This is a genomic window from Natronorubrum sediminis, from assembly GCF_900108095.1.
Taxonomy (GTDB): domain Archaea; phylum Halobacteriota; class Halobacteria; order Halobacteriales; family Natrialbaceae; genus Natronorubrum; species Natronorubrum sediminis.
This window is the reverse complement of sequence record NZ_FNWL01000004.1, coordinates 225,276-249,101: the sequence shown is the minus strand read 5'-3', so window position 1 is coordinate 249,101 and position 23,826 is coordinate 225,276. Positions and strand designations below refer to the sequence as shown.

Sequence of the window (23,826 nt, the reverse complement as noted above, 5' to 3'; positions counted from 1 at the left end):
CGCTATTGCAATCGCGGGTGGAGCCATCGACGATGAGTTCTCGCAGGACATTCGAGAAGCCGGTTACCTGCCGGGTTTGTGAGACGACGAACGACCACTGCTATACGTACTGTCGAAACTGCCTCCGAACGCTTCCCGCACGCCCTGACGGGCATCGAATCTGAGCCGAAACGGGACGGGCGACGAACGAAGAGTCGCGAAAAAAACCTTCGCCGATTGAGACCTCAGACCTGTCCGTTCAGCGTAATGTAGTCGATGCCGATGATCCGATCGTCGGACTCGAGGTCCTCCTTCGCGGCGTCGGGAACCTGACTGTCGACGTTGTAGACGGTCAGGGCCTCGCCGCCGTGGGTTTCGCGAGCGTTGAACATGCCGGCGATGTTGACGCCGTGTTCGCCCATGACGCTCCCGATAAGGCCGATGACGCCGGGTTCGTCGGTGTTTCGCGTGACGACCATCTTTCCGTGCGGGATGGCGTCGACGCGGTAGCCGTCGACGCGAACGATCCGTGGATCGTCGCCAGCGAAGAGGGTGCCGTCGACCGCGACTTCGTCGTCATCGTTGCCGACGGTGACCGAGATCAGACTCTGGAAGTCGGCTGCCTGTCGCGTCTTGGACTCGGTGACGTCGACGCCGCGGTCCTCCGCGATCTGGGGGGCGTTGACCGCGTTGACCTGCCACTCGAGGGGTTCGAAGACGCCCTTGAGTGCACTCGCGGTAACGAACTCGACGTCCTCGTCGGCGATGTCGCCTTCGTACGTGATTTCGACGCGCTCGATTCGACCGTCGAGTAACTGTGCGGCGACCTTGCCCGCGGTGTCGGCAATTTCGATGTAGGGCTCGAGGCGCGGGAACGCGCTCTCGTCGATCGAGGGTGCGTTGAGGGCGTTCATGACCGGTTCGCCCGCGATCGCAGCGACGACCTGTTCGGCCGTCGAGGTTGCGACGTTCTCCTGGGCCGCCTCCGTCGAGGCACCGAGGTGGGGCGTGACGATGACGTCTTCGTGCTCGAGCAGCGACGAGTCGACCGGCAGTGGCTCTTCGGCGAAGACGTCGAGTGCAGCGCCGGCGAGCGTGCCGTCTTCGACCTTCGCGGCGAGAGCGTCTTCCTGGATGATGCCGCCCCGGCCGACGTTGACGATGTAGCCGTCCTCGAGCAGGTCGAGTTCGTCTTCGCCGATCATGCCCTCCGTCTCGGGCGTCAGCGGCGTGTGGATGGTGACGAAGTCGCCGCGCTCGAGACACTCCTCGAACTCGACGAGTTCGGCACCGAGTCGGTCGGCGCGCTCCTCGGAGATGTAGGGGTCGAACGCGACGATGTCCATGCCCAGCGAGTCGAGTTTCTTGGCGACTTCCTGGCCGACGCGTCCGAGGCCGACGACGCCGAGCGTCTTGCTGTCGAGTTCGGCACCGAGATAGTCGCTTTTCGCCCACTCGCCGTTTTTCAGGCGAATGTGTGCCTGCGGGATCGAACGAGCGGCGGCGAACGTCATCGCGACGGTGTGTTCGGCGGCCGCGCGAACGTTTCCTTCGGGCGCGTTCGCGACGATGATCCCCTCGTCGGTCGCAGCCTCGATGTCGATGTTGTCGACGCCGATCCCTGCTCGGCCGACGATCGCGAGTTCTTCGGCCGCCTCGAGGACTTCTTCGGTGACTTCGGTTCCCGAGCGGACGATCAGTCCGTGGGCGTCAGATACGGCCTCGAGCAGTTCCCCACCCTCGAGTTCGTAGCCAGTCTCGACCTCGTGGCCGGCATCTCTGAGAACGTCCAGACCCGCATCAGCGATCGGATCCGTGACGAGTACCTTCATGCGCGAGACAATCGTGCGGAGCGTGTAAACCCTTCCGTTGTCGCCAGCGCTGGCAAAAACTACCTCATCGGCGCGAGCCAAGCGAGTACGGACTGCTCGAGACGTGTTCACCACCACGACTACCACCAACCGGTACGACCACCACCGCTACCACTGGCACGTACTGTCGGTATTCTGGTGTCGGCAGACGGTTGTGAGGCGAGATCGTGCGATGAGACGCTGAGTCAACCGCTCGTTTCGTTTCATCGGAACGGAGGGGAACGCACACCGTCGGACGCGAAGACGAAACAGCCGGAGAGGCGCACCTCGAGCCGTGAGGGCGTGTTTTTCGCTCGAGGATGAGATCGTAGTTACCAGTTCGTAATTCAGTATGAACAACTGACGTGGCACGTTCTTCGATTGTCGGCAGAATAAACAGTTGGCGACGTGTAACACGGTCGTTTCGAACCGTTAAATCAGAAGGAGTTCGTTTCCAGCCGACGCTCGCCTCTGTGTGGCCAATGACGGTAATGTACGCCCGCTATCTCGAGTGAAACGCCGTTTCACGTCACGTCCATGGAACGACTCACTAGTGAGGGGTGTCCGAGAGCTAACTAGCGGTTAGATGGGAATTGACCGGCGAGAAACTGTACAAAATGCCATCGGTGAGCGACCTCCGTGAGCCGGTGATCCTCACCTCGTTAGAACGACGCAATCACGTGTTTTAGCGGCGGTTGTGGCTATGTCGAGTGGTTGGCATCACCGTCGTCGGAATATAGTTTGATGGATCCGAGACAGTTTCAATCGATGAGTTATCGGTGTGATTTGACGTGAACACCGAATTACAGAGCAATCGAGGGGTATTCTGCACGCCTGATTGCCCCGAAGGAAATTCATTGATATGAGAAGGAACAGTCGTCGGTGTTAATCTGGAAACTGGGGGTACTCTTGTCTGTCCCGTAAGGGGCGTGAGAGACAAATGAGCAACCAAGATCAAACTGGCGACTCGAGACGGTCGTTCATGGCCAAGAGTGCCCTCGCAACGGGTGCGCTTGCGCTCGGAACGGCCGGATTTGGCACCGCCACCGTGGGCGCACAGGAGTCGGATCGAGTAGCCGTCTTCGCGAACAACTACTATCCCGGCGCGGACTTCAGCGTCATCGCGGTACTCGAAACGAGTACGACGGTCAACATCCTCCAAGACGACGACGAGACCGTCGACGAGATCAGCCAGCCCGACGAGTGGGGCGGCCACATCATCCGTTACGATATCGGAGAAGAAGCGGGAATTACGACGTTCCTGTTCGCCGACGGTCAGCAGCTGAGCGCCGGTGACACCGGGACGATCAGCGAAGACGCTTCGATGTTGAGTCCGGATCTCAACCTCCTCAGCACGTCCCTGGACGACGCTGCGGAGCCAGACGACGATGTCGACGATGATGACGACCTCGAGGACGATGACCTGGACGATGACGATCTGGATGATGACGACGACTTCGAGGATGACGTCGACGATGACGACGACTTCGATAACGACGTCGACGACGAAAACGACGACGACGTAATCGGAAACGGAGGGAACTAACCATGGTTCAAGATCAAGAAGACCGCGCACTGGTGTTCACCTACGACTACGAATCCGGCGAGAGTTTCGACGTCGTTGCGCAACTCGAGACGAGTACGACGGTCGATATTCTTCAGACCGGAGACGGAGAGACAGTTCCAGAGATATCCCAGCCGGACGACTACACTGGACACGTTATCCGGTACAACGACGGTGATGGGGCGACTGCACCGACGACGTTGCTCTTCCTCAGCGACGAGAGCCTGAGTGCAGACGATAGCGGCACACTCGGCGAGGACGCGACGATGTTCAGTTCCCGGCTGAACCTCCTCGAAACGACGCTAGACTAACACCCACTCACCACTTTTTCGCGCGTTGATTCGTTTACACGGTCCCCGACTCGCGATCCACTCCGAACCACCACGACGGAATCCGTTCCGAACCGATACGGCGGACCCGCGTTCCACCCGCGGACGAACGGACTGGCAGACCGAAGTAACCCGTGATCACAGGCGACCTGTGACTACAACCGGGCCAACCACCACAGGGGGCGACCCGACGACTCTCGAGACAATGGCACATCGATCCGACCCACCCAGACGACCGACGAACAGTTCGACCGACTCGACGAACACCGACGGAGAGAACCGCTGTCGCGAAGCGGAACGAAAGACGAGCGCTGCAGGGATTCTCGTAGTCGGGTCCTCGGGTTCGATCGACGGCGGCCGCGCCTCGAACGACGGACCCGAAGACGGGGAGGTAGCGTCGACGAGCGACGACGAGACCGAAGAAGCAAACGAACCCGAACCGGATCTCCTCGACCGACCGCTGTTGGTGTCAATGGACGACTATCAGCCGGGCAGTTCCTTCCGCGTCGTCGACCGACTGCCGGCACCGCTTACCGTCCAGCTCCTTCGGCCGCCGGACGGGGAGACGATCGCCGTCCTCGAGCGTCCCGACGAGTACGCCGGTTACGTCGCTCGCGACGAGAACACCGACTCGGTCTACGCGACGACGTTCCTGTTCACGCGCGACAGCCTCGAGACGGACGCCGAGTACGCGCTCGAGCCGGACGCGCAGGTGTTCAGTACGCAATTGCGACTGCTCGAATCGCGGGCACGGCGCGTGGATTCGGACTGAGCGGCGACCCGGTCACGTCCGACTCGCCGGTGGGTACTGGCCGACTCACCGGAGGCTACTGCGTCACTCGCCGATACCAACGGGCCGACCCGCCAGCGCCGACGGGGCGAGTCGGCGCTGGCCGTCGACAGCCCTCGTACCGATTACGACTACTGACCGCGAGCGACGCCAAACCTGAACTGGTTTATTCGGGGGCGCACAACCACCGGCCGATGACAGTCGTCGCCTTCGACTTCGACGGAACGCTCTCCGATTCGGAAATGACCGTACTGCTCGGCGATCGCTGTGGGGTCGCCGACGATATGGCCGAGATCACCGAACGGGCGATGAACGACGAGATTGGCTACGCCGAAAGCCTCCGGAAACGAGCCGCCTTACTCGAGGGGCTGGCGAAAGCCGACGTTACCGCCGCCTTCGACGAGGTCGAACTCCGCCCCGGCGCAGCGGACCTCATCGAGGAACTCAACGACGCGGGCGTGACGACCGCAATCCTCACCGGTGGCTTCGAACGCGGCGTCGCGGCTGCACTCGAGGCCGAGGACGTCACCGTCGATCACATCGTCTCGAATCGGCTGCCGATGGCCGACGACGGCGAACAGCCGGGAGCACTCACAGGAGACGTCGAAGGGCCGCTCATCGAGGGCACGAAAGACGACGCGCTCGAGGACCTTGCCGCCGATGTCGGTGTCGACCTCGCGGAGACCGTCGCGGTCGGCGACGGCGCGAACGATCTGCCGATGCTCGAGGTCGCCGGTCTCGCCATCGGCTTCGAGCCAAAGCCAGCCGTCGAACCACACTGTGACGTCGTCGTTTCGACGATGGCGGAGGCGCGAGAGGTCCTCGTCGACGAGAACGTGCTGACGGCGTACTGAGGACGGACTGGCCGATCGAGTCACTCACGTCAGGATGTTGACTCGAGTAGAGACCGTAGAATCGGCTGACAAGCGGCGATTACCAGCGAGTTGCAGACGAAAATCGGTTTGTGGAGCACTCGGCCGACCGTTCTCACAGCACGCGTTCGTAGTGCTGAAAATCCGTTGTAATAGCCTATTTCGCCACCGAGAGAGTTTTAACTCGTAATCGAGTAAGCCCCTTGTGATGTGGCAAGACTTCGTCTTCATGATCGGTAGCAGCCTCTCGATCGCCTTTCTGGCACCGACGCTTCGGGATGCCAGTTCTCGAGTGCCACTCGGAACGAGTCTGCCGTCGATGGCGATCGGTGTCGTCTACGGGATAACGTTCATGACCCTCGGTATGACGCTCTCCGCGCTCGGCGCACTCGCATCGGGCACGATGTGGGCACTGATCGCCGCGATTCGTTCACCGACTGGCAAGCACCTGACCGGGCGACTCCTCCGACTCGAGAGCCCGACGCTCCTCGCAACCGACCTCCGACGGTGGCTCGAGGCGGTTCGCTCGTCGGTCGACGTCGACCAGTACACGACGGGTGACCAAACGCATACCCACACCCACACCTCGAGCGATCACGCTGCAGATTGACGCGCGAGCCTAGAATTCGAACGGGCTTCAACTCGGTAGCTCTTCTCCGTCGAATGCTGGCGCTCCCGAAGAGAAGCAGTAGTCGCGAAAACACCGGCCGATTCCTGTGGGTTCCCCCACCACACTGAGTCGGCAGTGTCACGTCGAGATGCTCTTACTGCTGGTCGACTTTCGCCATCACGGTCTCGAGTGCGTCACGCCACTGCGTGATGAGACCGCCGATTGCGGCGAGCACAGCAGGGACGAGGAGTCCAGCGTAGAGAACGGCGCTACTCGTTGCTGGGCCGAACTCGATGTCCGAGACGCCGTCACCGTCGATGTACTCTCCTTCCTCGAGGCCCGGTGCTGCGTTCACACCGAGGTCCCCGAAGAACGCGGTGACCGTAGCATCCTCGGTGAACGTGTGGGTCATCACGACGGCGGCGATGAGCGCGAACACGAGGTACGGCGGAACCACGGTCAAACTGGCTTTGACCGCCTCAGTCGCGTCTTCGGCTTCTGTGTAGCGAGCGATTGCGTATCCCGCACCAACTGCACCGCCGATTGCCACTACGAACAACAGCGACGACGAGAGCAAGAAGGGAGTCGAGACGAATGCGGCGGCCTGATTCGGAACGTCAGCGAGAACGGCACGTTCACCCTCGGCCTCGAATCCGGCACCGAACACGCTGAGGTAACTCCAACCGGCAGCCTCCCACGAGGCGACCAATTCGGTAACGTCCTCTCCACTTCCGACCGGACTCGCCTGTGCCGTCGCGATGACCGTCACCAGAAGGTGTGAAAGGTACGTCGCGATGACCGCAATTGCACCGATTACTGCCCCTTGTTTGAACGGCAGGCCATTGTTTGTATTTTGATGAGTTTGCGGTTGTTGTGTCCGCTGATCATCGTGCTGTTCGTCTTCGTATTCGAGTTCGCTATCTTCCACCACGCATGATAGGTAAGATATCTTGATATTATGTATTTCGATATTGTACTACGAAGCAATATTTCGAGTTGGGGAGAGGAATCAGAGACGGCTACTGCTAACAGACAGCGTGGAGTGTCACTCTGAAAACAAACTCGTGTGCACCGGCGCGAACGAGTCGGTCTCATCGGGCGAGGAGTCGGTATCGGTGATCGTCCGTCCCGAAATTCCCTCCTCGAGCAGTTCCGAGAGCGGCGGCCCGACTTTTTCGGGTTCGACGAGGAAGGCGTCGTGGCCGTGGTCGGATTCGACGACGTGGTGGGCCACGTCGACGCCGGCCTCGCGACAGGCGTCCGCGAGCGCCTCGGATTGCTCGACGGTGAAGTGCCAATCGCCGGTGAACGAGAGCGCCAGCAGTTCGCCCTCGAACGCCGCAAGGGCGTCCGCGTCGGACTCGTAGCCCGCCGAGAGGTCGAAGTCGTCCATCGCGCGCGTCATGTAGAGGTAGCTGTTCGCGTCGAATCGATCGGTGAACTTCTCGGCTTGATAGTCGAGGTAGGACTCGACCTCCCGGTACGGGAAGAAGGCAGCCGCGGGATCCGGCGGCTCCTCGCGGACCGTTTCCCGGCCTGCCGACCGCCTCCCGAACTTGCGAGCCATCGAGGCCTTCGAGAGGTACATGATGTGACCGATCTGGCGCGCTCGAGCCAGTCCCTCTTCGGGGTCCGGGCCGTCGTAATAGTGCCCGCCGTTCCAGTTCGGGTCCGCAGTGATCGCCCGCCGCGCGACGGTGTCGAGCGCGAGACACTGCGGATCGAGGCGGGCGGCGGTGGCGACGGCACCCGCTCGGTCGACATCGTCGGGGAACCGTCGCAGCCAGTCGAGGACGTTCATGCCGCCGACGCTGCCGCCGACGACGGCGTGGAGGCGGCCAACGCCGAGTTCGTCGAGGAGGGTCCGCTGTGCGCGCGTCCAGTCCCCGACCGTCACCGGCGGGAAGTCGGTGCCATACGGTTCGCCCGTCTCGGGATTCTCACTCGAGGGTCCCGTCGTTCCGTAGCACGACCCCGGCGCGTTCGCACAGACGACGTAGTACTCGGTGGTGTCGATGGCTTTTCCGGGCCCGACGACGTCGCCCCACCAGGCGCGAGCCTGTCCGGCCGTCTCGTCGCCCGCATCGGGCCGTCTGGCGACGTGTGAACTCCCCGTGAGCGCGTGACAAACCAAGACGGCGTTGTCACCGTCGAACTCGCCGTAGGTCTCGTAGGCCACCTCGAGCGACGGAATCGACTCTCCCGACAGGAACTGAAACTCGCCGAGATCGATCGTGTTCTTGGTCGTCATGAGCGGTCAGTCACCTCCCGTCGCGTCCGTCTGGGTGGATTGGGCACGTGTCGCTGCGTCGATTGCCTGCTCGAGGTCGTCTAAGATGTCCTCGGGATTCTCGATTCCGACGGACATCCGGACGAGGTCCTCCGTCACACCCGCATCCGCGCGTTCTTCGGGCGTCAGTTGACCGTGTGTCGTGCTCGCGGGGTGGATCACGAGCGTCTTCGCGTCGCCGATGTTCGCGAGGAACTGCGCGACCTCGACTTCCTCGCAGAAGGTCTTCCCGCCCTCGAAACCGCTCTCGAGTCCGAATGCGACCATGCCGCCGAAGTCGTTCAGATACGTCCGAGCGTTGTCGTGCGTCGGATGGTCCTCGAGTCCGGGGTGGGTCACCCAGGCGACGTCCTCGTGTTCCGCGAGGTACTCCGCGACGATGGCGGCGTTCTCGCAGTGTTTCTCGACGCGAAGGGGCATCGACTCGAGTCCCTGCAGGGTCTGCCAGGCGTCGAAGGGTGACTGCTGGTTGCCCAGACTTCGCAGCGAGCGAAAGCGAACCGTCTCGGCGAAGGGGGCGTCAGGAAAGTCTCGCGAAAAGTCCACGTCGTGGTAGGCGTGATTCTCGCCCGCGATTTCGTCGTATCCGTGTTCGCCCCACGGGAACGTGCCGCCGTCGACGAGCACGCCGCCGACGGTCGTGCCCGAGCCGTGGAGCCACTTCGTGGTCGACTCCCAGACGATATCCGCGCCGTGCTCGAGCGGGCGACAGAGCGCCGGCGTCGCGAACGTGTTGTCCACGACGAGTGGAACGCCGTGGTCGTGGGCGATATCGGCGACGCGCTCGAAGTCGGGCGTGACGAGGGAGGGGTTGCCGATGGTCTCGACGTGGACGAACGCGGTGTTCTCGTCGATAGCCTCGGCGTAGGCGTCGTACTCGAGCGTCGGAACGAATTTCGTCCCGATGTCCCGGCGAGAGGCCGTCTTCGAGAAGTACGCCGTCGTTCCACCGTACGTGTCGGTCGAACAGACCACGTTGTCACCCGCCTCGGCGAGGACGAGCGTCGCCGAATCGAGCGCGGCCATCCCACTCGCCGTCGCGACCGCGCCCGCGCCACCCTCGAGGGAAGCGAGTCGGTCCTCGAGCGTGGTCACGGTCGGGTTGGCGATCCGCGAGTAGATGTAGCCCTCGGCCTCGAGGGCGTAGAGATCGGCCGCGGTATCGGCGTCGTCGAAGACGTAAGAGGTCGTCTGGTAGATCGGTGGTGCCATCGCACCCGTCTCGGAGTCGGGGGTCTGTCCGGCGTGTACGCTCCGCGTCCCGAGACCGCGCTCGGGACAGTCCGATTCGTCGACGGTCCCGTCGCTCGCGTCGTCGCTCATGTTTAGTATGCATACTACTGGAGCCACATATGCGCGTCAGTAACGGCAAAAACCGCAGTCGACTCGATGTGATTCACACACAAGGCGGTGAGAGCAGTCACGTCTCTCGCAGGCCGTATGACTACCGTCTCGGGAAACGCAGCGACGCCCATGCAGACGGTGTTTCACCTCACGACCGACGATCACGATGAGCAACAAACGACGCTAGCTATCGCGGAGAACCTCACGAAAGACGACTCCGTCGAGATGGACGACGTCGCAGTCGTCGCCCAGTCCCACGGCATCGAACCGCTGACCGCCGACGGTGAAGGCAGCGACACCGTCGAATCGATGCTCGAGTCCGGCATCTCGTTCAAAGCCTGTCACAACACGCTCGAGTTGAAAGAGCTGTCAGAAGAGGATTTGCTCGAGGGCGTCGAGACGGTTCCCTCCGGCGGCGGCGAACTCACGCGCTTGCAACACGAGGGGTACGCCTACATCCGTCCCTGAACGGACCCGATGGGATACGCCTACATCCGCCCCTGAACGGCCTCCATCTTCGAGCCCCGTTTTCGGGCCGTACTACCTGTTGGCGTCCCCCCACGAGCGAGGGAAAACGAACGACTTGATGGTTCCATAGTGTCAAGCGACGAGCGTGCACTCGAGTGACCGCGACCGGATCGTCCTCGCAGCCGTCGTCTTCGCCGTGTTGTTCTCCCAGCTGTTGCTCTATCCGGGCGTCGGGACGCTCGTCGAGACGCTGGGTGCCGACGAGACGACGTCCTTCGCGACGAGCGAACTCGATGCGAGCATGTGGTTTCTCGTCGCTGAGTTCGCCGCGTACGTCGCCTTCGTCGGGGTCTGGGGTGCCGCGAGCGACGTAACCGGTCGGCGAACGCCGTTCATCGTCGCCGGCGCGCTCGCCGGAGCCGTCAGTTACGCCGCGCTCGCCGCCGTTCCCGCGGTCGGCTCGATTCCGTTCGAAGGCGTCCTCCTCATTCGCGTCGTTCAGGGAGCGATGACCATCGGCGCGTTCTCGCTCACGATGACGATGCTGATGGATCTCGAGGGGGGCCACGGCCGAAACATGGGTGCCGCAGGAATCGCTATCGGCCTCGGTGCCGCACTCGGCGCACCGATCGGCGGGCAACTCACCGAAGTCGATCCAGTCGCACCACTCGCCGGCGCCGCCATCCTCCTCGTCTGTGTCGGCGCGCTCGTCACGCGCGTCCCGTGATCGAACGCAGGCGCACAGTCGGAGCGCGCGCGACTTGCTCGAGGGCATCCGCTGTCGGCCGTCGCTCTCGATTCCGTACGCGTTCGGATTCGTCGACCGGTTGACGGCCGGCTTTTTCGCCCTCGTCGGCACGCTGTACTTTCAGGAGACGTTCGGCGTCGGTCCCGCGACGACGGGGCTGTTACTCGCGTGCTTTTTCGCCCCGTTCGCGCTGTTGCAGTACCCCATGGGCGCACTTTCGGACCGAATCGGGCGCACGATTCCGATCGTCGTCGGCTCGCTGTGTTACGGACTCGGTATCCTCGCCGTCGGTGCCGCGCCCTCGGTCACGACCGTCGCGCTCGCGATGATCACCGTCGGCGTCCTCGGCGCGCTTGTCTCGCCCGCGACGATGGCGCTGGTCACCGACATCGCCGCCGAAGACGAGCGCGGCCTCGCGATGGCCGGCTTCAACGTCGCCGGCAGCCTCGGCTTCCTCGGCGGGTTTCTCATCGGCGGCACGGTCGCGAGCACCTACGGCTACGACCTCGCGTTCCTCACCGTCGGCGGGCTCGAGATCGCGATCGCCGTGATCGCCGTGCCGGCATTTTTACACTGGTCTCTCACTAAGAGTGACCGTCTCGATTACGATCGTATCTGACCGTCATCACGTAATTTCCAACGAGTTTAGACCCGAGAACTACCAGGATTTACACTGGTATGTAACCGCATGACAGCGTCGCGGTAGAGCGTATGAATTTTTATGTGCTCAACTCTAACGAGAAGGTGATGGCACGAGATAACGCAATTTCACGGCGGACAGCACTGAAGGTCACGGGTGCGGCAGCGGCAACCGCACTCGTCGCCGGTTGTTCCGACGATGACGACAACGGCGACGACGACAACGGCGACGATGACACCGCAGAGTACGAAGCAGAGCCTGACGACGAGATCATCTTCTTCGCCGAGAGTGACGGCTGGGAAGGCGAGTCCCCAGACGACATCGATGGCGAAGTCAACCCGACGCTCATCCTCGAGGAAGGCGAATCGTACACCATCGGCTGGGAAGAAGGCGACGGCTCCAGCCACAACATCGAGATTCGCGACGACGGCGGCAGCGTCGTGGACGGCCACCAGACTGACGAGGTCGACGAGCCAGACGGTGACGACCAGATGCTCGAATTCGAAGCCACCGAAGACATGGTCGAGTACGTCTGTGCACCTCACGACAACGCCATGATCGGTACCATCGAAGTCGAATAACGCGACAATTCACCAATCGCAGGCGGCCACTGTCGTCGCGCCGACGACTCATCGCCGAGTTTTCACGACTCCGGCTATTGGAGATGTGCTGTCGGCCTTCTCGACTCAGTCGAGATTTGCCGAATTTTCGTTTTCAACGAGGGACTCGAGAGCCAGCGGCTGCTCCATACCGGGTTTCACCAACGTGGTGAGACAGCCAAGATCGAACCCACCTCAGCGAATGAATCTGAGTGTGAATACGGGACCGAAAGGATCCCACAGCACCACGTCCTACTCACCGAAATATTCGCACAGACGCCGCGAGCAGTGGCCTCGCGAAACTGACGAGAGGGTCCCGTCTCGATTCGGCATCAAAAGTACCATACCGTCTCGCTCCGCAGTGGATATTATCAGGTGGTTTGCGTGACCAAGAAATCCGAGTACACGGGCGACTATCCCGACAAGACGCTGTATATCCCGGGCCCAACGGAGGTACGCGAAGACGTGATCGACGCCATGTGCGAGCCGATGTTCGGCCACCGCATGGATCAGATGACCGACCTCTACACGACCATCGTCGAGGACACGAAGGAGTTCCTCGGCACCGACAACGAGGTCGTCATCCTCACGGGGTCGGGCACCGAGTTCATGGAGAGTTCGATCCTCAACCTCGTCGACGAAAACGTCCTCGTCACGACCTGTGGCAGTTTCAGCGAACGCCAAGCCAACGTCGCCGAACGCCTCGGCAAATCGGTCGACACCCTCGAGTACGAGTGGGGACAGGCCGTCAAACCCGAAGACGTCCGCGAAACGCTCGAGGAACGCGACACCGACTACGACGCCGTCACCTGCGTGATGAACGAGTCTTCGACAGGCGTCCGAAATCCAATCGAGGAAATCGGTGACGTCCTCGCCGACTATCCGGATACGTACTTCATCGTCGACGCCGTTTCCTCGCTCGGCGGAGACTTCGTCGACATCGACGAGCACAACATCGACGTCATCTTCACCTCGGTCCAGAAGGCCTTCGCGATGCCACCCGGATTAGCGGTCTGCGTCGTCAGCGACGACGCCTACGAACGCGAACTCGAGTCCGACTCGGCCTCGTGGTACGGCGGCTTCCAGCGAACCCTCGACTACTACGACCGAAAGGGCCAGACCCACTCGACGCCCGCGATTCCGATCATGCTCGCCTACCGCAAGCAGATGAAGTACATGCTCTCCGAGGGCCACGCTGCCCGCGACGAGCGCCACCGCGAGATGGCCGAGTACACCCGCGAGTGGGCCAACGAACACTTCGCGATGTTCCCAGAGGACGGCTACGAATCGCAGACGGTCGCCTGCATCGAGAACACGCAAGGGATCGACGTCGCGGCGACCATCGACGCCGTCGACGAGGAGTACGGCATGGTCTTCTCGAACGGCTATGGTTCCCAACTCGGCGAAGAGACGTTCCGCATCGGCCACATGGGCGAACACGACCTCGAGAGCATTCAGGAACTGACCGATGCCATCGAGGACGTTGCTGGATTGTAGCCGTCTACGACGTACTTCGACCGCGAGCGAACGAAGTGAGTGAGCGGGCCGACGAGCGACCGGGGCGCGGCGCGAAGCGCCGCACAGAGGGTGCGAGGAGTGCGTTTGGTCCAGCTTTTGCCGAGCGTCGCCGAGCGTGCGCAGCGGATGCGGCTTGTCGCGCACGCTCGGCAAACGCGCAGCGCAAAAGGGGGTCTACGTGGGCGAACACGACCTCGAGAGCATTCAGGAACTGACGGTATACCGCTCCGTGTTGCTACCGGAACAATCCACCGAGCCACTCGAGAAAGCCGGTAAACAGGTCCACGACTCGTTCGAACGTCGAGACGACGCGATCGATTGGCGAGGAAGAGACGACCGGGTACTCACCGCCGTCGGTCGCGCGGTCGTCGCCGACTGCACCACGCGCGTCGATCAGTCCGTCTCCTTCCTCACAGGACTCGAGGACCGGCTCCGCGGTCTCGCCGAGAATCTCTCGAATGGAGTCGTTTGGCCCCGGACCATCCTCTTCGCGGGTCTCCCAGCAGAGCGCGGCGACGCCGGCGACGAATGGAGCGGCGACGCTCGTGCCGCTGGCTTCGGCGTACTCGTTGTCGACGGTGGTCGACGTAACGTCAGTTCCTGGCGCGAGCAAGTCGATTGCCGAGCCGACGCTACTGTACGACGCGAGCGTGTCGTCCTCGTTCATCGCGGTGACGGCGACGACATCGTCGTGGGTCGCGGGATAGGTGAGCGTCGCCTCGTCACAGGAGCCGTCACCATTGTTGCCCTCGTTGCCGGCGGCAGAGACGAGGAGGTGCCCCGCCGCGTGCGCCTCTTCGATCGCTTGATCGACCGTCGAACTCGAGGAGTCGCCCCCTAGACTCATCGTGATGAGTTCGATATCGTTGGAGAGACACCAGTCGATTCCGGCCACGAGTTCGCTGTATCGGCCTTCGCCGTCGTCGTTCAGAACTTTCACCGCGTAGAGGTCGGTTTCCGGTGCCACGCCCACGACGCCGACGTCGTTGTCGGACGCCCCGGCGACCCCCGCAACGTGAGTTCCGTGGCCGTGACGGTCCTCGTAGTCACTCGAGGTCCCCGAGGTAGTGACGTTCTCTCCGCCGGCGACCGAAACGCTGCAGTGGTCCGTCTGGATTCCCGTGTCGAGGATCCCGACGTCGACGCCAGACCCGTCCGGCTCGACGTCGTCGGCACCGATTCGTTCGATGCCCCACGACGGCTGTTGGCTCGGGTGTCTCGAACAGTCGCTCCCACCGCCGGGGTCCAGAAGATCCGGAATAGACGGCGACCACTCGTCGGGAATCCCCGTCTCGTCGTCCTCCTCGACGTCCGAGACGAGCCGATCCTCGAGCAGGGTCGAACGGCTCTCGGCCGGCACCTCCGCGACGACGAACTCGAAGTTGTCGTACTCGAGGAGCGTTGTGCCGCCGACGGCCTCGATGACGTCGAGGAGGTCACCGATTCCCTCGAGCAGTCCAGTCTCGGGGTGGACGAACAGTCGCTCGGTGTCGCTCCCATCGTCGTCGTCGGAGTCAGTATCGGTATCGGGTTCAGTGGCCGATCCGGGCGTCCCGAGTACGCCGACCGCGGCCCCGGCACCGACACCCTGGAGCACCCGCCGCCGACTGAGTTGCATGCACGGTCACACGACCAAGTTCGGAATAAGTCTTCCGTGTAATCGTGACAGTCATTCGAAATGGTATGTAGTGGTACGCGAACAAAGCGCGGTACGGAGCCACGGGGTGATCTGAGACCTAGTGCCCCGAACGAGCCACGCTCGTGAAGATAGTGCCTCGAGTCCCGAGAGCCAACAGGAGAGACTCGAGAGCGCGCCCGAAAAGAGCGTCGCTGGCGCTCTCGCCGGAAGCTATCGGAAGAAACGGTCGTGTCGTCGCTATTGAATGTGGCCTTCTCGTCGGAGCTGGTCGGCCTCGCTCTTCTCGTAGCGCCAGGTGATGTCGCCCTTCTCGTCTTGCCAATCCCAGGGCTCGACGAGAACGACGTCGTCCTCGCGAATCCAGATACGTTTTTGCATCTTGCCGGGGATGCGTGCAGTGCGTTCTTGGCCGTCTGCACAGCGTACTTTAACGCGATTCGCTCCGAGCATGTTGGTGACGGTCGCGAAGACCTCGTCGTCGTCCGGCATCCGGAGGTTCTTCCGGCCGCCCTCACCGTCGTCGCTCATAGTTCGCCTTTCGGAGGCGATCCGTTTAACCCTTTACTGATTGCATCGCAGACCAGCCGAGGACGGGCCCGAGGCGGGAAACCACGTCGTTTATTTCCTTCGACAGGACAAAACTCGTATGCTGCAGAATCTCGGCCCGTTGGGAATCGCTGGGTTGGTGCTCGTACTCGCCGGAATTGGGCTCATCGCGTACGTGAGTCCGCTAATCGCCATCGGGATCGCGCTCGTTCTCGGGGGGCTCGGACTCGTCGTCAAGGCGCTGGTCTCGGGGCTGCTCCAGAGTTTCGGCATGTTCTAATCAAACCGACGTTGCCATCGCGCTCCGAACCATTTTGTCGCACACACCCGTACGGTGCGTATGGACTACACGCTCCAGTACTACGACCTCGTCCTGGTCTGTATCGCCGCGAGTCTCGGTCTTGGAGCAGTTATCGGCTACGCCACGCCGGTCGCCCTCGAGCTTTCGATCGTTGCACTCGGACTCGTGTCGATCGGATTTATCGTTCACGCGTTGTTCGTCAACGGCCCAGTCGACGAAGTGGCGGATCTGACCGAGGAAGTCGAACCCGAAGCGGTGCCGAAGGTGCTCTCACCGATCGAATCGCCAGAGTAGAATAATCGCGAAGCCGCACATGCGGCCCTTCAGACCTCGTTGTCGCCGGCTCGGTGTTCGCTGATGAGTTGATCGACCATCGCCGCCTTACGATCGAGTTCTCGCTCCGTCGCTCGTTCGTGCCAGTCGTCGATGACCGCCTCGACGTCGTCTTCGCGAGCGACGGCCAGTTCGTCGACTTCCTGCATCGCGACGTCGTCCGCCGGACCGACCGGAATCTCGTTGTCGAAGAGAATCTCGTCTGCGATCTCCGAGAGGCCGCCGTCTTTCAAGACGACTCGAGGCTCGAACTCCGCGAGGAGCGTGGCCGTCGATTTCCCGGCGCCACTCGCGTCTCGCACGTAGACGACGTCGCCCGAGATGATGCCGTACTGTTCGTCAGCCTCGCGAATCGCCCCCTTCGTGAACTTCTCGACGACTTTGACGGGAACGAGTCCCTCCTTTTTCGCCGAGACGTCACTGAAATTCGAGTGATCGAGTTTCCAGAGCGCCTTCATTCGCTCGACTTTGTCCTCGAGTTCAGAGACATCCTCGCGGGCGTCGTCGCGCTCGCGTTCCAGCCGGTTCGCTTTTCGCTCGAGGCGGCTGACCTCTCGGTCCGTTCGAACCTGCGTCCGTTCTTCACGACGGGCGAGCGTCAGCTTCGACTCGAGTTCCTCGATTCGCTCGTCGCGCTCGGAAATCCGTCCCTCGAGCGTGTCGACGTGTGAGTCGAGGCGTTCGACCTGGCGCTCGAGGGAGTTGATTCGCTTTTCCTCCTCGGTCAGTTCTCGCGGCTCGTGCTCGGTGGCATCCTCGTCGCTCGAGTCGTCGTCAGACAGGTCCGTGAGGACGGCTTCGACGCTCTCCTCGCCGGCGACGACGCGGGCGATCACCTCGCCGCGGTCGATTCCCGGCGGGAGCTTTCTGGCGATGCGTTCGAACTGATCCTCGTGGGCGTCGAACGCGTAGAGCGCGGCGGCCATGGCGTCGCGCTGGTGATCGTCGTCGTAGGGCTCCTCCCGCGTCCGATGTTGTTTCTCGTCGATCGGCAAGTCGCTCGTCGGCGTCCAACCCGCGGCGTCGAAGCTCCGACGAAATTTCTCGACCGTTTCGGGCATCGGCGTCACGTCCGCAGCCACGACGATCGGGCGGCCGCGTTCGACGATCCACTCGATCACGTCGGCCGTGTCGCTGGTTCGCGAACTCCAGACGTCGAGCACCTCGCCCTCGAGGCTCACGATGGCGGCGGCAGTCGTCGTCCCGGGGTCGATGCCGACGAGGACGTGATCCCGACGTTTGACGAGCGGGCGAAATTCGATCCCGTCGCGGCGCTCGCGTTCGATTTCGACGCGAACGTCGCCCGATCTGTTTCGTGAGACGGGGATATCCTGGGGACGGCTCTCGACGGTGAACACGGCGTTCGCGAAGCCGCCGTAGGCCTCTCTGACGTCTCGGTCGTACTCGAGGTTCGCCTCCTCGAGTTCGGATTCGACCTCGCGGGCTCGTTTCTTCACGGAGCCGTGAATGCGGCGGGTGAAGCGGTCCTCGCTCCAGCCGCCGCTGCCCGTCGAGCGACCGCGAGCGACCTTGACCTCAGTGGTGTCCGTAAACGCGGAGACTTCGTGGCCGACGTTGTGGGCGGCCAGTCGAGCCGAGGCCTCGGCTTCCTCCATGGGGTCCTTGCCGTAGGGGATGCCGTGGCGTTTCGCGACTCGAGAGAGCGGCTCGGGCTGATTGGCCCCCGTCACTTGCACGAGTTTCGTTTCGGCAGGCAGCGAGCCGAGGAGGTGGATGAGCTGATCCTTGTCCGCCGCCAGCTCGTACATGTTGTCCGTCGCAACGATGGCTGGCTCCTCGTCGTCGATCAGTCTGCGGAGTTTGCGATGGGTGACGACGTCTCGAGTGACGCCCTCGCCGTCGTAGACGACGAGTGCGTACGATGGGGCGTCGCCACGGACGTCCCCACTCTGAATATCGACACCGAAGACGACCGCGTCGAGGGCACTCGTTCGCGTACTCACAAGAGCGTCTAGGGACGAGTCGGTGATAAATCCGGCGCGGGTTCGTGCCGGCCGTCGGCCCAACTGCGACGGAACGAGCTGTCGTGACAGAGAGATGGATAATCGAGAGTACGAGGACTAATCGACATCGGTTGCTCGTGAGGAGTCGTCGGGCTGTGTCGCCAACGGCCACGAGAACGTGAGCAGGACGCTGTCACACCTCGATTCAGGCGTCCGGATAGAAAATCTCGAGTTCGTCGCCGTCGTCTGGAAGAAACACCTCACCGTCGAACACCTCGCGGGCTTGCTCGAGGTGGTCACCGGTGTGACCCGCGTAACGCGAGGAGAGGTGCAGTAGTGCGAGGCGGTCCGCACCAGCCCGGTTCGCGATTTCGGCCGCCTGTCTGGCCGTCGAGTGAGCCGTCTTCGCGGCTCGATCGGCCCAGTCGTCAGCGAACGTCGCGTCGTGGATCAACAGGTCTGGTTCGTCCGCGACCTCGATCGTCTCCGTGGTCGGTCGCGTGTCGCCCGTGTAGACGATCGATCGACCGGGGCGAGGGTCGCCGACGACCTGCTCGGGCTCGACGACGGTCCCGTCCTCGAGTTCGACGGAGTCGCCCTCGTGAAGCGTGGAGAACTTCGAGCCGACGGGGACGCCGAGTTCTTCGGCACGCTCGCGGTCGAATCGCCCCTTTCGGTCGTCCTCGACGAGCGCGTAGCCAACGGAGCGAGCGTCGTGATCGGTGGCGAACGCTCGCACCTCGTAGTCCTCACTGCCGTAGGCAACGTCGCCGTCGCCGACCTCGTTGATGTGGACCGGAAACGACGGGCGGTTTCCGAGCGCGTTCACCAGTCCCGAAATTTTGCGACGGGTTCCGTGGGGCGCGTGGATCGTGAGCGACTCCTCGCGGTCGTTGAAGGCCATCGTCTGGAGCAGTCCCGGAATGCCAAAGACGTGGTCCCCGTGGAGGTGCGTGATAAATATCTGTGAGATCGAGAAGCCAGTTCCAAAGCGCATCAACTGACGCTGGGTTCCCTCTCCGACGTCGAAGAGCAACTGCTCGCCTTCTCGAGCGACGAAGATACTGCTCGGGTTGCGGTCGGTCGTCGGAATCGCCCCAGCCGTCCCCAGAAACGTCACACGCAGTGGCATCGCTCCCTACTGGGAGTGCCGTCACTAAACCCCCTTCGGATGGTGCTGACCGACTCGATTCGTTGTGGTTGAAAACAGTCCGCTCGAGCGAAGCTGTCTATTTTGTCGACTCTCGAAAGTCGGCGATGGACGATGGTCGATAGTGAAATCCACGAGTAACGTGACATTACCGTCACGAGGACCCGACTGAGACGGGGTACAACCGGTCAGTGTCGGTGAGGATGTACTGTCGCGTGGCACCAATGCTCGAGTCCTGTGAACAGACTCAGCGTTTTACGTCCCTCGAGTGTGTATCCGAGAACGATACCAGTCTCTATGAGTTCAGGACTGACGTTTGGCACGATCAAGCGCGTGGTCGCGATTCTGATCGCGATCGCGGTCGTGCTCGCCGCCGGGATCATCGTCGGGCAGGCACCCACCCTCTTCGGCGTCGAGGACGATCCCGAAGCGTCGATCGAGTTCGACGATCAACAAAGCGACGGCGAGAACGTGACGATCGAGGAAGTATCTCTCTCTGATGGCGGCTTTATCGTCGTTACCGACGGCAGTGGCGAATCACTCGCCGTCTCCGAATACCTCGGCTCCGGGACGCACGAGGATGTGACCATCGATCGCGACGAAGACGCCGACGACGAACTCGTCGGCCAACTCACCGCGACGGTCCACCAGGACACGACGAACGACGAGGAGTTCGTCCACGAGGAAAGCGAGGGCGAAGACGACCAGCCCTACCTCGAGGGCGGATTCCCCGTCGAAGAGACAGCGACGGTGATGACGACCGACGACGACGAGTCGTTCTCGGACTCCTTCGTCGTCGAATCCATCGACGCACCGACGTCGGCGACGACCGACGAGGAGATCGAAATCACCGCCGAAATCAGGAATCCGACGGAGATCGAGACCCAACAGAACGTCGAAATTCGTCTCGGCGGGACCGTCCTCGAGCAACGGCCGCTCGAACTCGGCGGCGGCGAATCCAGCGACGTAACGTTCGACGTCGAAACGAGCAGTTCCCCGCCCGGCGAGCAACCGATCGGCGTCTACACCGAGGGCGACGGGGAGATCGAAATGATCGACCTCGAGTTCCACACCGACCCAAGCGTCGACGTCGTCGACGCGAGCGACGAGCGCGTGACGGCCGATGTCGCGATCCCCACCGAGGGAGCGCTCGTGATCGAAGACGAAGACGGCACGGTCGTCGCCTCGAGCGAGCAACTCGATCCCGGCGAACACGAGGACGTGACCGCGGACTTCGAGGACGACGCCGACGTCGACGAGGAGGCAGAACTCACCGCCGTCCTCTATGACGGCGATCCGGACGAGACGGGCGTGCCACTCGAGGACGAAGACACCGGCGAGCCAATCGAAGAGACGTTCACGATCGCCGAGGTGGAAGCCCAAGCGGACGACGCGGACGACGAAGACGATGGGGACGACAGCGACGAGTAACGCAACATCGACTCGAGACGACTGACGCGAGGTCGAATCACGACGGCCGACGCTGAATTGGACCGTGACAATCGACTTCCAAAGACTAACTTTCGGGCCGCCCCTACTATCCGGCGATGGACGCGCCGCTGTGGACCGACACCCACGCCCCGGAGCTGGCCGAGTTGCCACAGGACGACGCTCGCGAGTACTTAGAGCGAGCCGTCGACGAGCCAATCAACCTCCTGTTGCAGGGTCCACCCGGCAGCGGGAAGACCGCAGCGGCGCGCGCACTTGCCCGTGAGGCACACGAAGACCCGGACAACGACCTGATCGAGATCAACGTTGCCGACTTCTTCGGTCGGACGAAGACGGAGATCAAGAACGATCCGCGCTTCGAGCAGTTCCTCGTCGGGCGATCCTCGATGTCCAAACGGGACATGATCAACCGCGTCCTCAAAGAATCGGCGAGCTACGCCTCCGTCTCCGGCGAGTACAAGACGATCCTGCTCGACAACGCCGAGGACGTCCGCGAGGACTTCCAGCAGGCGCTTCGCCGGATCATGGAACAACACCACCGAACGACCCAATTCATCGTCGCCACGCGCCAGCCGACGAAGCTCATCCCGCCGATCCGCTCGCGGTGTTTCCCAGTCTCCGTTCGTTCCCCCTCGAGTGAAGAGACCGTCGCCGTCCTCGAGCGAATCGTCGAGCGCGAGGACGTCGCGTACGAAGCCGACGGCCTCGAGTTCGTCGCCGGCTACGCCAACGGCAATCTCCGGCAGGCTATCCTGGCCGCCCAGACCACCGTCGAGGACGAGGGCGAACTCACGATGCAAGCGGCCTACGAGACCATCGGCGAGGTCGGCCTCGAGGACGAAATCGAGGAGATGTTAGACGACGCCGAAGCCGGTGAGTTCACGGACGCCCGCAGCGCGCTGGACGACCTGCTCGTCGACGAAGGGCTCGACGGCGAGGAAGTCATCGATTCGATCCTCGGCGTCGCTCGCAAACGATACCAGGGCGAGCATCTGGCCCGAATTCACCGACTCGCCGCTGATATCGAGTTCGAGATGCACGAGGGCTCGAGCGACCGGATCCACGTCTCTCACTTGCTGGCAGAACTGGGACGGGATGCCTGAGTGGTATGCGCTACCCCTTCGCATACACTTTTCTCGAAGAGAGTCGAATCACGGTCGAATACGTATGCCAAGCTCACTCAGTCCGGATCGCCTCGCGTCGGCGATCGAATCGACGGATCCGCTCGCCGTCCTCGACATCCGCGAGCCACTGGATTACGCGAACGGCCACGTTCGAGAGTGCACGCCGGTCCACCGACCGGTCCTTGAGGAGCGCCTCGCGACGCTAGTCCCGAACCGATCGACCCCGATCGTCCTCTGTGATCGCTCGGGCGACCGCGCGCCCCTCGACACCGCGTGGCTCGTTCGAAACGGGTACAAGAACGTTTCGTTCCTCGAGGGCGGAATGGCGGCGTGGGAGGCCGCCGGCAACGAGGTGATCGAGGCGATCGACGGGGTCCCCCACACGGGGTTCGACTTCACCAGCAAGGAGTTCGGGGAGCGAGTCGAAGCCGAGGAGCGCCTGTCGAAGCTGACGCCCGAGGAGTTCGACGACCTGTCGTCGGCAGAGCCGCTGACCGTTGACGTACGGACGCCGGAGGAGTACGCGGACCGCACGATCCCCAGGTCGGTCAACCTCGAGGGAGTCGACGCCGCCCTCTACGCGGAGACGCTCCGCCGCGACGAGGAGCGACCCCTCGTCGTTCACTGCGCCGGTCGGACGCGAAGTATCATCGGAGTCGCGACGCTCGAGAAGCTCGGCCTCGAGAACGTCTACGCACTCGAGAACGGGACGATGGGGTGGGAGCTGGCCGACCAATCCCTCGAGGAGAATCCGGACCGACGGTCACCGGACCTCGACGTCGACGGGGAACGACGCGAGCGACTCCGCCGTTCGGTCGAGAAACTGCTCGCGGACACCGACGTGGAACTGCTCGATCCTCTCGAGATAGAACGCCTCGAGGCCGCGGTTGACGAGCGACAGACGGTGTATCGGATCGACGTGCGAACCGAAGCGGAGTACGCTGACGGCCACCTTCCCAACGCCGTCTCGGTTCCCGGCGGACAGGCGATTCAGACGGCCGAGCGACACATTGCCGTCCGCGACGCCGAGATAGTCTTCGTCTCGGACGACCACGTCCGGTCGGCGATCACCGCCTACTGGTTCGACGAGATGGGGTTCGAGAACGTCACCGCCCTCGAGGGCGGGGTATCAGCCTGGATGGAAGCCGGACGGGATCTCACGACTGATTCGCCCGAGAGCTCGGTCGTCGCTCCGGCGCTCCTCGACGATGTCGGGACCATCGCGCCGGAGCAACTCGAGCGGCTCCGAACAAACGGACGCGTAGCGATCCGGAACGTCGACGCGAGCGGCGCGTTTCGCGACCGTCACATTCCCGGATCGAAGTGGGTTCCCCGCTACGAACTCGAGGCGCACATCCGATCGAACGAGACGAGCGAAACGTTGGTCCTCACCTGCGACGACGGCTCGATTTCCAGGGCCGCTGGAGCGATGCTCGTCGCCGAGTGCGACCGCTCTGACGTGCGGGTACTCCGGGGCGGCGTCGAGGCGTGGGCGGACGCCGAACAGCCCCTCGCCGACGGCGAGACGGGGCTGACCGTCGAGCCTCGAGACGACGTCTACGACCTGACCGGAGAGGGCTTTCGAGATAACAAGCGTGCGTACCTTGAGTGGGAGGAACGCCTCGTCGAGTGAGCTGACAGCAGTGGCCGTCTCGGAACGTGCGCTTCACCGTCGACGCTCGCGTAGCGATCGGGATACGCTCATATCACTGCCCGTAC

The 23,826-nt window shown here is 62.7% G+C and carries 21 protein-coding genes and 1 pseudogene; 14 read left to right on the top strand and 8 right to left on the bottom strand.

Going from position 1 to position 23,826, the window contains the following annotated elements:
- Positions 1-224: 224 nt before the first annotated feature.
- Complete coding sequence (serA, locus tag BLW62_RS16265; protein ID WP_090508084.1) at positions 225-1,811, bottom strand: phosphoglycerate dehydrogenase; 1,587 nt, start codon at positions 1,809-1,811, stop codon at positions 225-227.
- A gap of 958 nt (positions 1,812-2,769) precedes the next feature.
- Between serA and BLW62_RS18825 the strand changes: the two genes are divergently transcribed.
- The 5 genes from BLW62_RS18825 to BLW62_RS16240 all read left to right on the top strand — a co-directional run bounded on the left by BLW62_RS18825 (position 2,770) and on the right by BLW62_RS16240 (position 5,994).
- Positions 2,770-3,375, top strand: coding sequence for a calcium-binding protein (locus BLW62_RS18825; RefSeq protein ID WP_175459779.1), 606 nt, complete (start codon positions 2,770-2,772; stop codon positions 3,373-3,375).
- A gap of 2 nt (positions 3,376-3,377) precedes the next feature.
- On the top strand, positions 3,378-3,704 hold the full coding sequence (locus BLW62_RS16255; protein ID WP_090508083.1) for a hypothetical protein: 327 nt from the start codon (positions 3,378-3,380) through the stop codon (positions 3,702-3,704).
- 223 nt (positions 3,705-3,927) lie between these two features.
- Positions 3,928-4,494, top strand: a complete 567-nt coding sequence (locus tag BLW62_RS16250) for a hypothetical protein (RefSeq protein ID WP_090508082.1) — start codon at positions 3,928-3,930, stop codon at positions 4,492-4,494.
- Positions 4,495-4,706: 212 nt separating this feature from the next.
- Positions 4,707-5,366 carry a phosphoserine phosphatase SerB gene (serB, locus tag BLW62_RS16245; RefSeq protein ID WP_090508081.1) on the top strand — a complete coding sequence of 220 codons (660 nt, stop codon included), beginning with the start codon at positions 4,707-4,709 and terminating at the stop codon, positions 5,364-5,366.
- Positions 5,367-5,589: 223 nt separating this feature from the next.
- Complete coding sequence (locus BLW62_RS16240) at positions 5,590-5,994, top strand: hypothetical protein (protein WP_090508080.1); 405 nt, start codon at positions 5,590-5,592, stop codon at positions 5,992-5,994.
- A gap of 154 nt (positions 5,995-6,148) precedes the next feature.
- Here the strand turns inward: BLW62_RS16240 and BLW62_RS16235 are convergent, their stop codons facing one another.
- The 3 genes from BLW62_RS16235 to BLW62_RS16225 all read right to left on the bottom strand — a co-directional run bounded on the left by BLW62_RS16235 (position 6,149) and on the right by BLW62_RS16225 (position 9,607).
- Positions 6,149-6,925, bottom strand: coding sequence for a DUF7978 family protein (locus BLW62_RS16235; RefSeq protein WP_090508079.1), 777 nt, complete (start codon positions 6,923-6,925; stop codon positions 6,149-6,151).
- A 114-nt stretch (positions 6,926-7,039) separates the two neighbouring features.
- Positions 7,040-8,245, bottom strand: coding sequence for a homoserine O-acetyltransferase MetX (gene metX, locus BLW62_RS16230; protein ID WP_090508078.1), 1,206 nt, complete (start codon positions 8,243-8,245; stop codon positions 7,040-7,042).
- Positions 8,246-8,251: 6 nt separating this feature from the next.
- Positions 8,252-9,607 carry an O-acetylhomoserine aminocarboxypropyltransferase/cysteine synthase family protein gene (locus BLW62_RS16225; RefSeq protein WP_090508077.1) on the bottom strand — a complete coding sequence of 452 codons (1,356 nt, stop codon included), beginning with the start codon at positions 9,605-9,607 and terminating at the stop codon, positions 8,252-8,254.
- A 150-nt stretch (positions 9,608-9,757) separates the two neighbouring features.
- On the opposite strand from BLW62_RS16225, the gene BLW62_RS16220 reads away from it, so the two are divergent.
- The 4 genes and pseudogenes from BLW62_RS16220 to BLW62_RS16205 all read left to right on the top strand — a co-directional run bounded on the left by BLW62_RS16220 (position 9,758) and on the right by BLW62_RS16205 (position 13,580).
- Positions 9,758-10,096, top strand: coding sequence for a DsrE family protein (locus tag BLW62_RS16220; RefSeq protein WP_090508121.1), 339 nt, complete (start codon positions 9,758-9,760; stop codon positions 10,094-10,096).
- Positions 10,097-10,241: 145 nt separating this feature from the next.
- Positions 10,242-11,463 (top strand): annotated as a pseudogene (locus BLW62_RS16215) (MFS transporter).
- Positions 11,464-11,591: 128 nt separating this feature from the next.
- A complete protein-coding gene (locus BLW62_RS16210; protein ID WP_090508076.1) occupies positions 11,592-12,065 on the top strand; it encodes a plastocyanin/azurin family copper-binding protein in 474 nt (157 codons plus the stop codon).
- Positions 12,066-12,467: 402 nt separating this feature from the next.
- Positions 12,468-13,580, top strand: a complete 1,113-nt coding sequence (locus tag BLW62_RS16205; RefSeq protein ID WP_090508075.1) for a pyridoxal-phosphate-dependent aminotransferase family protein — start codon at positions 12,468-12,470, stop codon at positions 13,578-13,580.
- A 256-nt stretch (positions 13,581-13,836) separates the two neighbouring features.
- On the opposite strand, the gene BLW62_RS16200 is transcribed toward BLW62_RS16205, so the two are convergent.
- Positions 13,837-15,219, bottom strand: a complete 1,383-nt coding sequence (locus tag BLW62_RS16200) for a S8 family peptidase (RefSeq protein ID WP_090508074.1) — start codon at positions 15,217-15,219, stop codon at positions 13,837-13,839.
- Positions 15,220-15,477: 258 nt separating this feature from the next.
- The gene (gene eif1A, locus BLW62_RS16195; RefSeq protein ID WP_281246657.1) at positions 15,478-15,789 is read right to left on the bottom strand and encodes a translation initiation factor eIF-1A; all 312 of its coding nucleotides are present in this window, start codon (positions 15,787-15,789) and stop codon (positions 15,478-15,480) included.
- A gap of 97 nt (positions 15,790-15,886) precedes the next feature.
- On the opposite strand from eif1A, the gene BLW62_RS16190 reads away from it, so the two are divergent.
- Both BLW62_RS16190 and BLW62_RS16185 read left to right on the top strand, forming a co-directional pair.
- Positions 15,887-16,066, top strand: coding sequence for a DUF7470 family protein (locus tag BLW62_RS16190; protein ID WP_076583317.1), 180 nt, complete (start codon positions 15,887-15,889; stop codon positions 16,064-16,066).
- A 60-nt stretch (positions 16,067-16,126) separates the two neighbouring features.
- A complete protein-coding gene (locus tag BLW62_RS16185) occupies positions 16,127-16,381 on the top strand; it encodes a DUF8015 family protein (protein WP_090508072.1) in 255 nt (84 codons plus the stop codon).
- A 29-nt stretch (positions 16,382-16,410) separates the two neighbouring features.
- Here the strand turns inward: BLW62_RS16185 and BLW62_RS16180 are convergent, their stop codons facing one another.
- Together BLW62_RS16180 and rnz are read right to left on the bottom strand one after the other, a co-directional pair.
- A complete protein-coding gene (locus BLW62_RS16180) occupies positions 16,411-18,384 on the bottom strand; it encodes a DUF460 domain-containing protein (protein ID WP_090508071.1) in 1,974 nt (657 codons plus the stop codon).
- Between the two features lie 205 nt (positions 18,385-18,589).
- Positions 18,590-19,516: a ribonuclease Z gene (gene rnz / locus BLW62_RS16175; protein WP_090508070.1), complete on the bottom strand. Its 927-nt coding sequence runs from the start codon at positions 19,514-19,516 to the stop codon at positions 18,590-18,592.
- A 315-nt stretch (positions 19,517-19,831) separates the two neighbouring features.
- Here rnz and BLW62_RS16170 point away from each other — a divergent pair, with 315 nt between their 5' ends.
- The 3 genes from BLW62_RS16170 to BLW62_RS16160 all read left to right on the top strand — a co-directional run bounded on the left by BLW62_RS16170 (position 19,832) and on the right by BLW62_RS16160 (position 23,740).
- Positions 19,832-20,965, top strand: a complete 1,134-nt coding sequence (locus BLW62_RS16170) for a DUF7282 domain-containing protein (RefSeq protein WP_090508069.1) — start codon at positions 19,832-19,834, stop codon at positions 20,963-20,965.
- A 116-nt stretch (positions 20,966-21,081) separates the two neighbouring features.
- Positions 21,082-22,086 (top strand): AAA family ATPase, encoded by a 1,005-nt coding sequence (locus BLW62_RS16165; RefSeq protein ID WP_090508068.1) that lies wholly within the window; start codon positions 21,082-21,084, stop codon positions 22,084-22,086.
- Between the two features lie 64 nt (positions 22,087-22,150).
- Entirely contained in the window at positions 22,151-23,740 is a 1,590-nt protein-coding gene (locus tag BLW62_RS16160) for a rhodanese-like domain-containing protein (RefSeq protein WP_175459778.1), read from the top strand.
- Positions 23,741-23,826: the final 86 nt, after the last annotated feature.